Source organism: Ruegeria sp. CDSC068 (assembly GCF_059610545.1).
The window spans coordinates 12,190-26,762 of sequence record NZ_JBXWNV010000016.1; the positions used below are offsets into that span (position 1 = coordinate 12,190).

The 14,573-nt window shown below is 56.9% G+C and carries 13 protein-coding genes; 6 read left to right on the forward strand and 7 right to left on the reverse strand.

Annotation, left to right across the window (positions count from 1 at the left end; genetic code table 11):
* Positions 1-88: 88 nt before the first annotated feature.
* From ade to AC2FID_RS21535, 3 genes are all read left to right on the forward strand, one after another.
* Entirely contained in the window at positions 89-1,891 is a 1,803-nt protein-coding gene (ade, locus tag AC2FID_RS21525) for an adenine deaminase (protein ID WP_496724397.1), read from the forward strand.
* The gene (locus AC2FID_RS21530) at positions 1,888-3,351 is read left to right on the forward strand and encodes an AMP nucleosidase (protein ID WP_282154110.1); all 1,464 of its coding nucleotides are present in this window, start codon (positions 1,888-1,890) and stop codon (positions 3,349-3,351) included. The genes ade and AC2FID_RS21530 overlap by 4 nt, the downstream gene beginning before the upstream one ends.
* Positions 3,352-3,481: 130 nt before the next feature.
* A complete protein-coding gene (locus AC2FID_RS21535; RefSeq protein WP_039533371.1) occupies positions 3,482-3,769 on the forward strand; it encodes an HU family DNA-binding protein in 288 nt (95 codons plus the stop codon).
* Between the two features lie 99 nt (positions 3,770-3,868).
* Here AC2FID_RS21535 and AC2FID_RS21540 read toward each other — a convergent pair whose 3' ends face one another.
* Together AC2FID_RS21540 and AC2FID_RS21545 are read right to left on the reverse strand one after the other, a co-directional pair.
* Positions 3,869-5,764 (reverse strand): amidohydrolase, encoded by a 1,896-nt coding sequence (locus AC2FID_RS21540; protein WP_496838634.1) that lies wholly within the window; start codon positions 5,762-5,764, stop codon positions 3,869-3,871.
* 182 nt (positions 5,765-5,946) lie between these two features.
* Positions 5,947-7,143 (reverse strand): BCCT family transporter, encoded by a 1,197-nt coding sequence (locus AC2FID_RS21545; protein ID WP_496838669.1) that lies wholly within the window; start codon positions 7,141-7,143, stop codon positions 5,947-5,949.
* A gap of 181 nt (positions 7,144-7,324) precedes the next feature.
* Between AC2FID_RS21545 and AC2FID_RS21550 the strand changes: the two genes are divergently transcribed.
* A complete protein-coding gene (locus tag AC2FID_RS21550; RefSeq protein WP_496699972.1) occupies positions 7,325-8,212 on the forward strand; it encodes a DMT family transporter in 888 nt (295 codons plus the stop codon).
* On the opposite strand, the gene AC2FID_RS21555 is transcribed toward AC2FID_RS21550, so the two are convergent.
* Positions 8,188-8,709, reverse strand: coding sequence for a glutathione peroxidase (locus tag AC2FID_RS21555; RefSeq protein ID WP_496699971.1), 522 nt, complete (start codon positions 8,707-8,709; stop codon positions 8,188-8,190). The genes AC2FID_RS21550 and AC2FID_RS21555 overlap by 25 nt on opposite strands.
* A 145-nt stretch (positions 8,710-8,854) precedes the next feature.
* Here AC2FID_RS21555 and msrB point away from each other — a divergent pair, with 145 nt between their 5' ends.
* Positions 8,855-9,304: a peptide-methionine (R)-S-oxide reductase MsrB gene (gene msrB / locus AC2FID_RS21560; protein WP_058279328.1), complete on the forward strand. Its 450-nt coding sequence runs from the start codon at positions 8,855-8,857 to the stop codon at positions 9,302-9,304.
* A complete protein-coding gene (gene msrA / locus AC2FID_RS21565) occupies positions 9,301-9,810 on the forward strand; it encodes a peptide-methionine (S)-S-oxide reductase MsrA (RefSeq protein WP_496838637.1) in 510 nt (169 codons plus the stop codon). Before msrB ends, msrA begins: the two co-directional genes overlap by 4 nt.
* A gap of 26 nt (positions 9,811-9,836) precedes the next feature.
* On the opposite strand, the gene AC2FID_RS21570 is transcribed toward msrA, so the two are convergent.
* The 4 genes from AC2FID_RS21570 to mtgA form a co-directional block, all read right to left on the reverse strand.
* Complete coding sequence (locus tag AC2FID_RS21570; protein ID WP_496838639.1) at positions 9,837-11,840, reverse strand: hydantoinase/oxoprolinase family protein; 2,004 nt, start codon at positions 11,838-11,840, stop codon at positions 9,837-9,839.
* A 72-nt stretch (positions 11,841-11,912) separates the two neighbouring features.
* Positions 11,913-12,950, reverse strand: a complete 1,038-nt coding sequence (queG, locus tag AC2FID_RS21575) for a tRNA epoxyqueuosine(34) reductase QueG (protein WP_496838641.1) — start codon at positions 12,948-12,950, stop codon at positions 11,913-11,915.
* Positions 12,951-13,027: 77 nt separating this feature from the next.
* Positions 13,028-13,693, reverse strand: a complete 666-nt coding sequence (fzlA, locus tag AC2FID_RS21580) for an FtsZ-binding protein FzlA (RefSeq protein ID WP_058275204.1) — start codon at positions 13,691-13,693, stop codon at positions 13,028-13,030.
* Positions 13,694-13,751: 58 nt separating this feature from the next.
* A complete protein-coding gene (mtgA, locus tag AC2FID_RS21585) occupies positions 13,752-14,486 on the reverse strand; it encodes a monofunctional biosynthetic peptidoglycan transglycosylase (protein ID WP_496699966.1) in 735 nt (244 codons plus the stop codon).
* Between the last annotated feature and the right edge of the window lie 87 nt (positions 14,487-14,573).

The window sequence follows — 14,573 nt, forward strand, 5'->3', positions numbered from 1 at the left end:
CAGTGCAGCGCTGACGCGCTGCGTGACGGTTTGATGATACCTGTTCACAAGGGGTTGAACCTTCCTGCGCATTCGGGAAAGTTGGGCCATGGAACACACACCCTTCCCTAGTTGGCCCGATGTCGCCCCCCGTCTGATTGCCGTAGCCGCAGGTCGTGAAGCTGCAGATTCGGTCATTCGCGGCGGAATCTGGGTAAATGTGCACAGCCGCGAAACCCTTCCGAACCATGACATTGCGATCGCTGATGGGCGCATCGCTTACGTCGGACCCGATGCATCACATTGCGCCGGCCCAGAGACTCAGGTCATCGAGGCCACCGGGCGCTATATGATCCCTGGGCTGTGTGATGCCCATATGCATATCGAATCGGGCATGCTGACCCCGGCTGAATTTGCCCGCGCTGTCATTCCGCATGGAACCACCAGCATGTTCACCGACCCGCATGAGATCGCAAATGTCCTTGGCCTGGACGGCGTACGCATGATGCATGACGAGGCGATGATGCAACCGGTGAACATCTTTACCCAGATGCCGTCCTGTGCCCCCTCCGCACCGGGGTTGGAAACCACAGGGTATGAAATTACCGCCGAAGACGTGGCCGAAGCGATGAGCTGGCCCGGCATCATCGGCTTGGGCGAGATGATGAACTTTCCCGGTGTCATCAATGGCGACCCAAAGATGCTGGCGGAAATCGCCGCAACGCAACGCGCCGGGAAAACCGTAGGAGGACACTACGCTTCGCCTGATTTAGGGCCTGATTTTGCCGCCTATGTTGCCGGGGGTCCGGCGGATGATCACGAAGGTACCTGCGAGGCAGACGCGATCGCACGTGTTCGGCAGGGGATGCGGTCGATGATGCGGCTGGGCTCGGCCTGGTATGACGTGGAAAGCCAAATCACTGCGGTCACGAAAAAAGGGTTGGACCCGCGCAACTTTATCCTGTGCACCGACGATTGCCACTCAGGCACGCTGGTTAATGACGGCCATATGAATCGCGTGGTTCGGCACGCCATCGCTTGCGGATGTGATCCGCTGATTGCCCTGCAAATGGCGACGATCAACACGGCGACCCATTTCGGGCTGGAACGTGAGATCGGCTCGATCACACCGGGGCGGCGCGCGGATATTATCCTTAGCTCGGACCTGAAAGAACTACCCATCGACACCGTGATTGCGCGCGGTCAGATCGTCGCCGACAGCGGCAAAATCACCGTGGATTGCCCGCACCTCAACTGGCCTGATACCGCCCGGAACACCGTGCATCTGGGGCATACGCTGACCGCTGCTGATTTCGAAATTCAAGCACCTGCAGGGGCAAACCGCGTGCAGGCCAACGTGATCGGCGTGGTGGAAAACCAGGCTCCGACCAAAGCTCTGAAAGCTGAACTGCCGATCATCGAAGGATTGGTCGAGGGCGACGACGATGTCTGCCAGATCGCGCTGGTTGAACGGCACCAGGCGACGGGCGGCGTGACGAACGCTTTCGTTTCCGGATTCGGATATCAGGGCAAAATGGCCATGGCCTCGACCGTGGCACATGACAGTCATCACATGATCGTAGTCGGCACGGATCGCGAACAGATGGCACTGGCCGCAAATCGGCTGGCCGAGGTGGGTGGTGGCATAACCATCTTCCGCGATGGCGAAGAACTGGCGCTGGTCGAATTGCCCATTGCGGGCCTGATGTCTGACAGCCCTGTATCACAGGTTGCTACCAAGGCCGACGACATGGTTGCCGCGATGGTGGCCTGCGGCTGCACCCTCAACAACGCATATATGCAGCACTCATTGCTGGCGCTGGTCGTGATCCCGGAACTCCGGATTTCTGACCTGGGTCTGGTGGATGTGCGCACTTTTGAAAAGATTGATCTTCTGGAACCACTTGCATGACAATAATAAAAACACCCGACGCACCTAAACCGGAACAATTCACCGACCCCAAGGCAGCGGTCGCTCGGTTGGAAGCGCTCTATGAACAAGCAACCCGCTTTCTGTGCGACAGTTTCTCGGCAGCCATTGAACACGGCGCACCTACTGCACGTTTCAGAGCCTATTACCCGGAAATTCGTATCAGAACGTCGTCCTATGCGCATGTCGACAGCCGCCTGAGTTTTGGCCACGTCTCAGAACCCGGTATTCATGCCACGACCGTTACGCGACCGGATTTATTTCGGTCTTATTTGACCCAGCAGATCGCGTTGCTGATCAAAAACCACGACCAGCCGGTTACGATTGGGCCGTCCGACACGCCGATCCCGGTGCATTTCGCGGTTGCCAACAATCCCGATCTGCACGTTCCGCAACAGGGCGCGGCCGGATTCACGTTGCGCGATGTCTTTGACGTTCCCGACCTGACCACGACCAACGATGATATCGTCAACGGGGTGTACGACCACGAGGATGAAGCCGGTCCGCTAGCCTTGTTTACTGCCCAACGCGTCGACTATTCGCTGGCCCGGCTTGCGCATTATACCGCGACGGATCCCAGCCATTTCCAGAACCATGTCCTGTTCACGAACTACCAGTTCTACGTCTCTGAGTTCGAGAATTACGCGCGCGCGCAATTGGCCGATCCGGACAGCGGTTACACCAGCTTCGTTTCGACCGGGAATGTCGAGATCAAGGGCTCCGAGGAAGAGTTGGCCCAACCGCTGAAGCTGCCGCAAATGCCAACCTATCACCTGAAACGCGAGGACGGGTCCGGGATCACGCTGGTCAATATCGGCGTTGGGCCTTCGAACGCTAAAACGGCCACTGACCATATCGCCGTTCTGCGGCCCCACGCCTGGCTGATGGTCGGCCACTGTGCCGGGCTGCGTAACACGCAGGCGCTGGGGGATTTCGTTCTGGCCCACGCCTACCTGCGTGAAGACAAGGTGCTGGACGATGACCTGCCGGTCTGGGTTCCGATCCCGCCGCTGGCCGAGGTTCAGGTCGCGCTGGAAAGCGCCGTGGCCGAGGTTACCGAGTTGGAAGGATACGAGCTTAAGCGGATCATGCGCACAGGCACCGTCGCCTCGGTCGACAACCGCAACTGGGAACTGCGCGACCAATCCGGCCCTGTGCAAAGGCTCAGCCAATCCCGCGCCATTGCACTGGATATGGAAAGCGCAACCATCGCTGCAAATGGCTATCGGTTTCGGGTTCCCTACGGCACGTTGTTGTGTGTTTCTGACAAACCGCTGCACGGCGAATTAAAACTTCCGGGCATGGCATCTGCCTTTTATACCACCCAGGTCAGTCGCCATCTTGCTATCGGAATTCGGGCGATGGAACATCTGCGCGGCATGCCGTTAGAGCGTCTGCACAGCCGGAAATTACGTTCTTTCGACGAAACAGCCTTTCTCTGACGCAAAAAAGCAACGATTTCCCCATATTTTTAGGGTTTTCAACGCTACTATTCGTTGTGTTCGACCACAATATCCCGTTACAGTTACGCGGTGAGGCCCTATGTATCGGGCACGTTAAGGAGACCAAGAAATGGCAAAGCCTATGACAAAGACTCAGCTGGTGGCTGCTCTCGCTGAGGAAATGGGAACCGACAAGAAAGCTGCAAACGCAGCGTTGGAGGCCATGACCGGCCTGATCACCCGCGAAGTTTCAGCCGGCGGCGCAGTGACCCTGCCTGGCGTTGGCAAAATCTACTGCCGCGAGCGCCCCGAGCGCATGGTGCGCAACCCCGCCACCGGCGAGCAGTTCAAGAAAGAAGCGGACAAAGTGGTCAAAATGACCATTGCGAAAGCTCTGAAGGACAGCGTGAACGGCTGACCTCAGCTTTCAGTGCAAACGATTGAGGGCCGCCGCTTGGGGGCCCTTTTTCTTTGCCTGATCTCAATTGACTTAATCAGAGCACCAGTATGCCCACTTTCACAGATGGGTATGAACAACCTTGAGCGCATGGTTCAACATTGCTCGGTTGACCTCTTCATCAGCTAGAGAATTCGGAGCCTGCGTCGGTGTAAGTGAGGCTTTTTGCGTTCGCTCACCAACCGGAAGAACACGCCCCTCCATAACGGTTCCCCAAACATTAATGTCGCGGATCATCGCCGGGTCCACACTGAGGGGATTTTCATCCAGTATAGTCAGGTTAGCCCTTTTGCCTGGTTCGATACTTCCGATCTCATCACCCAGCCTGAGGGCGTAAGCCGCCTCGATTGTAACTCCGCGAAGCGCCATTTCAGCAGGCACCCTCTGATCCGCGCCAGCGATACGACCGGACGTGGTTTCTCGATTGACAGCACACCACATCAGAAAAAGCGGGTCAGCAGGTGCCATCGGCATGTCGGAATGCAACGACCATGGAATTCCGGTGAGTGATAAGTCGCCTAAGCGAACCATCGAATCCGCTCGTTCCGAGCCGAGACCAACTTTTGAGTACTGATCCGCCAGCGCGGTAACGTAATATGGATTCCCGCTGACGATGGCTCCCAGCGCTCTGATCCGTTCGACCTGATCCGAAGCGCTGACAGCAAAATGCACTAATACGGTGCGGTGATCATATCTTGGGTTCCGGCGTAGATTCGATTCGAGCGTATCAAGAACCCGATCAAGTCCGGCATCACCATTGACGTGAATATGTATCTGATAGCCCGCGTCCCAGTAAATGCGGAACGCACGTTCAAACAAATCGCGGTCCATCATCCACTCACCGTCATGGCCATCAAGATAAGGATCACGTACCTGCATCAGCAGCGAATAAATTGCGCCATCTGCAAAAAGCTTTGCCTGCTTTGGCGCTAGACTTGTCATGCCACCATACCAAGAGGCCAGCTTTTCGGTTTCAGCAATGACTTGCGCATCATCCGAGTAGGTCGCGACCATCGACTTTGCATCCACGATAAATGACCAGCGAAATGGCATGTCCGGGTTCGAGAAGACTTCGTTTACGCCGTCCTGAACCGGCTCAGAAAGAATCCCGCCCGGCTCATTGCCGAAGGTAATGCCTTTGGCGTGCATATAGTCGCGCGTGATTTCCAGACCGGATCGCAGGCGTTCGGGGGTTGCGACCATATTCGCGATGTTCGGCAAAACTGCGAACAGGCCCTGTTCCCAAAACCGCGCCTCTTCAAAACTGCTTTGCTCTTTTGCTGACGGGCTGAAAGCTTCGAACTTGTCCCGGGTGACACCGCCACGCTCCATAGCCGCCGAGTTCAGTACCATCTCGTGACATGAGCGCGCCCAAACAAGAATGGGACGTGTTTCACTAATTGTATCGAGGTCAGCACGTGTCAACGGGCCGTAAAATGCCGGATGATACCCCCAGCTAAGCAAAGGTTCGTCTGGATCCGACTTTTCAGATTCCGCTTTGGCAAGACGCTCCATGAATTCTTGTTTGTCCGTGACACGCGGCACTGTTCCGCTCGGCAAAACCCAATCCTCAATTGCGAGGATTTCTGACGACATTGTTAGGGCAGCAAGCACCGGATGGTCATGTTGTGCAATAAACCCAGGAACGATCACGTTATCAGCGAACGTCGTATCAATTTCGTAAGGCTGGTCGCCTAATACGCGCTGTACATCTTCCAGTGTTCCCGCCCAAAGAATTCTGTCACCGACAACAGCAACCGCTTCGGCCGTAGGGCGCGCATCATCCAGCGTGATGATTTCTCGCGCAGTGTAGATCGTTGCCTGAGGCAGCGAGACTATCGATCCGCCGATATCCTGCAATGATCCGGTTTCCGCCAAAACATGCTGCAAGGGCGTCAAAGTTGCAGCAGAAGCAATTCCAGCACCCACGAATCTCCGGCGACCGATATCTTTCATAGTGAAGTTCCTTCAGACAGTACGGTTGGAATGGAATTCGGATTCAAAAAATGAACTACTTCCATTACATTATCTGAATTTCATTCATTGTCTCGCTCTGACACGAAAAAACCCCACAGAACATTCTGCGGGGTTTGATTTTTAGCGGCGCATCCGCCGCCTGTCGAAATTCAGGTTTTGGCTTAGTGAACAGTCTCAACCTTATGGAAGTCCAGATCACGATCTTCCGGCATTGAATCGATGCTCAGCACCTCTTTGCGCTTGGTGATCAGAATATAGACCACGCAGGCCAAGTACAGACCGACGACCACGGCTCCGATCCACTGGATCTGCAGCCACTGGCTCTGGAACAGCAGGGTGAGGACAAACAACAAAGCGACGTTGCCTGCGACGTAGATCGCCTTGCCGAACCGCTCGACAGTCAGGTTCAGGTTGTCGGTATAGAGGCGGATCAGGGAGTCCAGCGAATTGATCACAAAGGTCACGCCCACGATCACCATCGCGATGTTGGTGATGCCCGCAGTGCTGATGCCGTTCAGGTGATAGTAATAGAGAACGGTGAACCAGATCGCCAACGGGATCGACGGGAAGATCAGCAGCGCCGCCAGCAATTGCCAGGTTTTCAGCCCACCAACAAAGCGCGAGGTGAACTGGCCAATCATGATCGACCACGCAAACCACCAGAACAGGTAGAAGGCGTGATAATCAGTCAACGGCAACACAAACTTGTGCAGATTGGCGAAATAGGCACCGATATTGCTGCCGGTTTCAACAATTCCGGTCATGCCCATGCCGGCGGCAATCCACATTCCGAGGATCAGCGTGAGGAACAGGATAGTCGAACCCACAGACAGGATACGGACGTATTTCAGGTCGGTTGACGAATAAGCCGCCGCCAGAATGACAACAAATACGATGACATAGAAAGTGGTGACCACGGATTCGCCATCTCCAACCTCGGGCAGATAGCCGGGCAGGTAGATCAGGAACAGGCTGGCGGTGAAGGCGCAGGTGCCAATGATGACCACGTTGTTGATCAGCTTGACCAGCGGGATCTCAAAGAACTTCACGCGGGGTTCGATGACGCAGAAATAGAACGCTGTCAGGAAGTAGAAGGCCCAGATTAGGAAACCCCAGAAGCCGAACTCGATGGCCAGCGGGTTTGCGAAGGCATAGGCTGGTTCCTCGGCATAGCCGCCAAACTCGGTCAGCGGGAACATGATCAGGCCGACATCCAGACCGGATGTGAACAGGATCGCAATGAAGGTGAACAGATGCACTGGCGTGACGCCCACACAACGCAGGTTCCACCATTTCACAACGAAGAAAGCGACCAGGCCCAATGCCAGTAGGACGCCGAAAGACAGAATATACTCCAAAAGCACCAACATTCCTCCCTTGGTTTGTCAGAGTGCCGGCCACATACCCTTAATTGACTGATCAATCAATAAACGGGTTATCACAGAACACAACAGACGGGACCTGTGGTTTTTTTGACGCGCGGTGCTTGCACGTTTCAGATATTTCCGAAACAGTCGCGGCGTTTGGGAAAGGGTCACCATGGATCTGCGCGCCATTGCCATGGGGCTGGCATTTGCCTTTATCTGGTCGTCAGCCTTTACCTCGGCGCGGATCATCGTTGCCGATGCCTCGCCCCTTTTCTCACTGGCGCTGCGATTTTTGATATCGGGGTTGTTGGGGGTCGCAATTGCACGGGCGATGGGCCAAAGCTGGAGGCTGACGCGCGCGCAATGGTACGCGACTATTCTGTTCGGAATATGCCAAAATGCCCTTTATTTGGGTCTGAACTTCTACGCGATGCAAACCGTACAGGCGTCGGTCGCGGCGATCATTGCCTCGACAATGCCACTGATCGTGGCATTAGCCAGCTGGACACTGTTTCACGAGAAGCTTCGGCCGCTGGGCGTGATCGGACTGCTGGCCGGTTTCGCTGGCGTGGCATTGATCATGAGCAGCCGGATAGGCGCGGGCGCAGACCTGTTTGGCGTCATGCTGTGCGGGCTGGGTGCGCTGGCGCTCAGCTTTGCAACTCTGGCTGTGCGCGGGGCAACATCTGGCGGCAATTTTATGATGGTGGTTGGGCTACAGATGCTGGTGGGTGCGGCACTTCTGTTCCTCGCCGCACCCATTTTTGAGACGATCTACATTCACCCAAACGTACCGTGGATGCTGGCATTTGCTTATACGACCCTGTTCCCTGGCTTGTTGGCGACACTGATCTGGTTCCATTTGTTGAACAGGATCGGCGCGATCCGGGCCGCGACTTTTCACTTTCTGAACCCGGTGTTTGGTGTGGCCGTCGCCGCAGTTTTCCTGGGCGAAAAACTTGGGCCCATGGATGCAGTAGGTGTCGGTGTCACAACGCTGGGTATTCTTGCGGTGCAGTTGTCCCGGCAAACCGATCAGCGGAGCAAGGCCTCAACCTGACGCAACAGTTTCGGTGAATCCGGTTTCACGTTCGACCCATAGGTCGCAATCACTTCACCCGCTGGATCTATCAGGATCTTGTTGAAATTCCACTTGGGTACGAATCCCGTCTGCTGAGCAACCGCACGGTAGAACGGATGGGCCGCAACGCCCTTTACCGACGTGATGTCGGTCATGGGCAAGGTCAAGCCATAGTTCATCTCGCAAAACTGTTTGACCTCTGCCGCCGTGCCTAATTCCTGATTGAACGAATCCGAAGGGACGGCCAAAACCACGAGACCTCGATCAGCATAAATGTCATGGATCTTTTGCAAGCCAGCGTATTGCCCTGTGAACCCGCAATGGGATGCCGTGTTCACAACCAATACCGGCTTGCCTCGCCAATCCTCAAGGGACAAAGTGCCACCGTCGATCGAGACAAATTCACCGGTCAAAGGTGCTGCTTGAACCACGCGGGCAACCAGCAATAGGACGGATAACAGAAGCAGTCTGAACATGGCGTCACCTCCTTTATTGTGAATTACGTACGCGTCTGGCATTCGGATCACCTGCACGAGAACGCGAGCCGATTGAAATATGATTTTGATTTCCGCGCCAGTATGCCCAAATAAAGGCCCAAGTCACATCAACACCGGAGAAGCCATGACCCGCTACACCAAAGACCCCGAGGCCATTGCCGCTCTCTCACCCGAAGAATACCACGTCACCCAACGCAGCGGTACAGAACGCCCCGGCACCGGAAAACTGCTGAATAACAAGGAACCGGGTATCTACGTCGATATCGTCTCGGGCGAACCGCTGTTTGCCTCGGCCCACAAATACGAATCCGGGTGCGGTTGGCCCAGCTTTACCAAACCCATCGTGCACGAGCATGTCGAAGAAATCGAAGATCGCACGCTTGGCATGATCCGGACCGAGGTCCGCTCGAAACATGGGGATAGTCATCTGGGGCATGTGTTCCCCGACGGCCCGCGCGAACACGGCGGGCTGCGTTACTGCATCAACTCTGCCTCATTGCGGTTCATTCATCGCGATGAGATGGAGGCCGAAGGGTATGGCGAATACCTGATCCATGTGGAGGACATCCAATGACCACTGAACGCGCTGTTCTTGCCGGAGGTTGCTTTTGGGGCATGCAGGACCTGATCCGCAAGCTACCCGGTGTGTCTGGCACCCGCGTCGGCTATACCGGCGGCGACGTGCCCAACGCCACCTACCGTAACCACGGCACTCATGCCGAAGGGATCGAAATCATTTTCGACCCCTCGCGGATCACATATCGCGACCTGCTCGAGTTCTTCTTTCAGATCCACGACCCGACAACAGTGAACCGTCAGGGCAACGACCGTGGAATGAGCTATCGCTCGGCCATTTACTATGTAAATTCTGCGCAAAAACAGTTGGCCGAAGACACGATTGCCGATGTGAATGCCAGCGGCATCTGGCCGGGCAAAGTCGTCACCGAGGTCGAACCCGTAGGCGATTTTTGGGAGGCTGAGCCCGAGCATCAGGACTACCTCGAGCGCATTCCCAACGGCTATACCTGCCACTTCCCGCGCCCCGATTGGGTTCTGCCCAAGCGCAGCGCGGCTGAGTAACCGGTTGGCCCCCTTCCTAGCGGGGGCTAACCAGACGCCATCCTAGGGCGCCCGCTGGCTTCGACCGTGATCATCGCTTCGACAAACACGTCCTGCGCTTCGATGCGCGCAGTGCGGATGTCGCGATCGACAACCACCCGGATATCTGCTGCTCCGGCCTGTCGCACTGCACCCTCGGCCTGATCCGTCAGAACCGTTTCCAGCAACGCCAAGGCCTTGTCGGATTCTGTGAAGTCCTGGGGCCCTTCTTCCAGGTGAACCCGGTAGCGACCTTCTGACGGAGACGTCACCATTCCCGATCGGCGCAGAGTAAGTCGTCCAACAACCGCCCCGATCGCGTTGGCCACGCCTGCGTGTTCCGGCAGGATCATAGTGCAATGCAAACGATCCCCGACAGCCGGATAATAGCTTGGAGCCGAAGCGCCAAGACCTACCACATCCACGTTCAGCGATGCGTCCAGTGCCAGCAAACCGCGATGCCGCGCCAGCCCCTTCCGCATCAGGACATGCCGAGCAAGGTCGGCGGGTGAGAGGCAAAAACTCTCGGATTCTTCTGCGAAAGCGGTCTCTAACAAGGTCAAAGATGTCTGTTCGGTCAGTTGATCCACAATCATCTGCGCCAACTGTTCCGGGGTGGCGGCCAATCTATCGCCAGTCCCCACCCGCTTGCGCGCAACCAGCTCCAACGCCTTGTGGGCTGCGTCCGCATCCCAGGTATCCAATCGGCCCAAAACATGGCTGGCATCCGATGGCGTTACACCCGAAACCTGAACGACACCGCGATCCACCAGACGCGACAAAGCTCCGTTTTCCATACGGGTGCGCAGCAGGTCGCTTAGGGGCATGACGTTCTCGCCCAGCCTCTCCAACAGCGACTCTTCGCGCGCACCCAACCCGTCGGCGTTGATGCCGGGAACACGGCGGGCGAACCGCGTGTCATGCTCACCCACAGTCGTCGCCCTTAGTTGGGTATCCAGAACGGCGTGAACGACCTCAGGTGCCTCGGCGGCAATCAGGGAAACCGGCAGCACCCGTCGCGGCCCCAAAAACACACCGCCACCCAGCCCTTCGGTGACCACATGCACCTGGCTGTCTCCACCCAATCCGTGGGTGCGCATGGCAACCGCCTCAACCATCGTACGAAACCCGCCGACCTGCGCGCCCGCTGGGTCAATCGCCGGTTTGCCGTCCCGGATCAGCGCGACATCGGTGGTCGTACCGCCAATATCTGACACCAGCGCGTTTTGAACCCCAGTCAGCCAGCTTGCACCGACGATCGAGGCTGCAGGACCACTAAGGATGGTTTCAATCGGCCGCTCCCGCGCCTGTTCTGCGCTCATCAGCGCGCCGTCACCACGCACAACCATCATCGGGGCCGTGATCCCCAGATCAATCAACCGATCCTGCGCCCGCCCGATCAGACGGTCGATCATGCCGATCAAACGCGCGTTCAAAACCGCCGTGACCGCGCGCTTCGGACCGTTCAGTTTGGCCGACAACTGATGAGAGCATGTTACCGGAGCCCCGGTTTTCTCGGCAATGACACGCGCAGCATGCAATTCATGCGCCGGGTTCCGCGTTGCGAACTGCGCGGCAACCGCAAACCCAGAAACGTCTTTGTGCGACGCCAAAAATGCTTCCAGCGCATCGACATCCAATGGAGCCGCCTCACCCCCGGCGTGGCTATGCCCACCGCCAATCACCAGCGATGGATCACCCTTCAGCGCATCCCGCAGCCCATGTTTCTCAAGGTCTGCTTCCTTGAACCCGATGTAAATCAGTGCGACTCGACCACCCTTCCCTTCGACCAAGGCATTCGTCGCCAATGTCGTCGACAAAGACGCCATTGAGATCTGCTCCGGCGACACCTGTGCTTGATCCAACACTGCCGAGATCGCCTGTCCAACCCCAATGGCCAGATCAGCGCGCGTTGTCAGGGATTTGGCCGAGGCGATCACCTCTTTTTCATCCCGGATCAGCACTGCGTCCGTATAGGTTCCACCTGTATCCACCCCCAAAGCCAACGCCATCGGGATCTCCTTCCTGTTCGCTGTCGATGGGTGTAGCGGTTTGGACCGACACGTCCAGCCTGTTTGCGTCACTTATGACAATCGTTTCACCGCCCAGCGCGCGGCGTCCGCCACCGTTGGATCAGGATCATTGGCAAGCGACTGCGCGACGGGCATCAAATCCGACTGTTCCGAGTTGCCAATCGCGTAAAGCACATTGCGCACAAACCGATCCCGCCCGATCCGCTTGATCGGCGAGCCCGAGAACTTGGCCCGAAATGCCGCGTCATCTAACACAGCAAGCTCAGCCAACGGCGGCGCTTTCAGATCATCACGCGCGGCGTATCGCACATCGCTCGCGGCAACCGCAAATTTGTTCCACGGGCACGCTGCCAAACAATCGTCGCATCCGTAAATCCGGTTTCCCAGCTTTTGGCGCAGCTCTTCGTCAACCGGCCCTTTATGTTCGATCGTCAGATACGAAATGCAACGCCGCGCATCCAACTGATACGGGGCGGGAAACGCCTCCGTCGGACAGGCGCTCAAACAAGCTCGACAATTACCGCAATGGTCAGTTTCAGCCATGTCTGCAGGCAGGTCCATCGTCGTAAAAACAGAGCCTATAAAGGCCCAATTTCCCCAGTCGCGGCTTACGAGATTGGTGTGTTTTCCCTGCCAGCCCAGCCCTGCGGCATGCCCCAATGCCTTTTCCGGCACAGGCGCGGTATCGACAAAGACCTTTACCTCTCCACCCGCTTCCGCAATCAGCCAGCGCGCCAGCCGTTTCAGCCGCTTTTTGACCAGATCGTGGTAATCCTTGTTCTGCGCATAAACAGAAATCGCTGCCTTGTCCGGGTGGTTCAATACATCAGTCGGATCATGCTCGGGCGTATAACTCTCGGCCAGCATGATGACCGACCGCGCCTCAGGCCACAATGCGGCCGGATCGCCGCGCCAATGGGTCCGCTCGGCCATCCACCCCATCTGCCCGTGATACCCGGCATCCAAAAACGCCTGCAAACGCGCCGGCACATCGGGCACGTCCCAAGGCCGGCAAATGCGACAGGATACAAACCCCTCGCTCAGCGCCTGCGCCACAAGCATTTCTTTTAGACCTGATCCGCTCTTCATCTGGCTGCAAATATCCTCGGGGGTGAATTGGCCCACCGGGCCAAGAGGGGGCAGACAGCCCCTGAACCCTAACCCTATCAGAAATCCAGATCGGCGTAATGCGGCGGTGGCCGGAACCCTGGCACCTGATCCGCCAAAATCGATCGGAACGCGGGTCGCGACTTGATCTTGGCATACCAATCCTTGACCGCCTGAGAACGGTTCCAATCTACGTCCGAGATGTAATCCAGCGCAGACAGATGCGCAGCAGCTGCAAAATCGGCCAGTGTCATCTGATCACCTGCCAGCCAGCGCCGGTGATCCAGCAGCCAAGCCATGTAGTCCAGATGATACTTGATCGCCTTTGCACCCGCCTTGACGTTTTTGCTGTCGGGATAGCCCTCGCCCGTCACCTTTTTGTTAACCCGCTCATACAGCAGTCTCGATGTCACTTCGTGATGGAACTTGTCATCGAACCAGCCAACCAAACGCCGCACCTCGTACCGCGCTTCGGGTTTTTTCGGCATCAGCGGAGGTTCAGGGCGGGTTTCTTCGATATACTCACAAATGGCGGCGCTCTCCGCCATGACCTGCCCATCAAGACGCAATACCGGTACTTTTCCGGCAGGGTTGCGGCGCAGGAAATCCGGGTCTTGTTCCCAGTATCGTTCCTCGACCAGCTCAACCTCGATCTTCTTTTCCGCAAGCGACAGGCGCACCTTGCGGCAATACGGGGACAGGGGAACATGAAACAGACGCGCCATAATCTTCCAATCGAACCAGTGAATACCCCTCAGCTTTAGCCTTGAGAGGCATAGGGTTTCAATCCTCGAAACAATCCGCGCGACCATCTGCGCGGATGGTGGCCGCCCCATCCAGTATGGATGCTGCCCGTCTGCGGGTCCGAACCGATGGGTCTGTGACGGATCTGTTTCGAGGCGAAGGCAGGATCGCCGCCAGCCGTGCCGCCTGTACTGGGGACATCTTGGCCGCACTTGTTCCGTAATACCGCTGTGCCGCGGCCTCGACCCCGAATACCCCCTGTCCGGTCTCGGCAACGTTTAGATAGACCTCCAGAATCCGCTGTTTGCTCCAGAAGATTTCGACGACGGGCGTAATCGACGTTTCAAACGCTTTGCGCACCCAACTGCGCCCCTGCCACAGGAACACGTTCTTCACGACCTGCTGGGTAATGGTCGAGGCACCCCGGCTGCCGCCATCTTCCAGCGCATCTCGGATTGCTTCAACGTCAAAGCCCCAATGCAGGCAGAAATTTGCATCTTCGGCGGCGACGGCAGATCTGCCCATAACCGGGGCAATTTCCTCTATCGGCACCCAATCACGCTCAACCTTTCCCAATCGTCGCCATTCTGACCAGATCGTATGAGTCACCGGCGGATTGACCACCGAGTACAGCAGGACCAACCCAACGATGAAGGCCACGACACCCAAAGCGGCGCGTGTGACCCAACGACGAATCCGCGGGATCAGTGGCCTTTTTGACTTTGACGCCTTGCTTTTCTTTTTGCTCGACTTGCGCGCTGCTGTTCTTGCCATTTTGTTGCTATACGACGCTGTGGCCGGGTTTGGAACGGTTTATGTTACGTGGCCCGAGCGTTGCGCGGGTAAGTAATCCGAGGCAAG

Coding starts and splice junctions, on each gene's coding strand:
- AC2FID_RS21535 (WP_039533371.1), top strand. CDS start 3,482: ATGGCAAAGCCTATGACAAAGACTCAGCTGGTGGCTGCTCTCGCTGAG.
- AC2FID_RS21530 (WP_282154110.1), top strand. CDS start 1,888: ATGACAATAATAAAAACACCCGACGCACCTAAACCGGAACAATTCACC.
- AC2FID_RS21550 (WP_496699972.1), top strand. CDS start 7,325: ATGGATCTGCGCGCCATTGCCATGGGGCTGGCATTTGCCTTTATCTGG.
- fzlA (WP_058275204.1), bottom strand. CDS start 13,693: ATGGCGCGTCTGTTTCATGTTCCCCTGTCCCCGTATTGCCGCAAGGTG.
- msrB (WP_058279328.1), top strand. CDS start 8,855: ATGACCCGCTACACCAAAGACCCCGAGGCCATTGCCGCTCTCTCACCC.
- AC2FID_RS21555 (WP_496699971.1), bottom strand. CDS start 8,709: ATGTTCAGACTGCTTCTGTTATCCGTCCTATTGCTGGTTGCCCGCGTG.
- ade (WP_496724397.1), top strand. CDS start 89: ATGGAACACACACCCTTCCCTAGTTGGCCCGATGTCGCCCCCCGTCTG.
- mtgA (WP_496699966.1), bottom strand. CDS start 14,486: ATGGCAAGAACAGCAGCGCGCAAGTCGAGCAAAAAGAAAAGCAAGGCG.
- msrA (WP_496838637.1), top strand. CDS start 9,301: ATGACCACTGAACGCGCTGTTCTTGCCGGAGGTTGCTTTTGGGGCATG.
- AC2FID_RS21540 (WP_496838634.1), bottom strand. CDS start 5,764: ATGAAAGATATCGGTCGCCGGAGATTCGTGGGTGCTGGAATTGCTTCT.
- AC2FID_RS21570 (WP_496838639.1), bottom strand. CDS start 11,840: ATGGCGTTGGCTTTGGGGGTGGATACAGGTGGAACCTATACGGACGCA.
- queG (WP_496838641.1), bottom strand. CDS start 12,950: ATGAAGAGCGGATCAGGTCTAAAAGAAATGCTTGTGGCGCAGGCGCTG.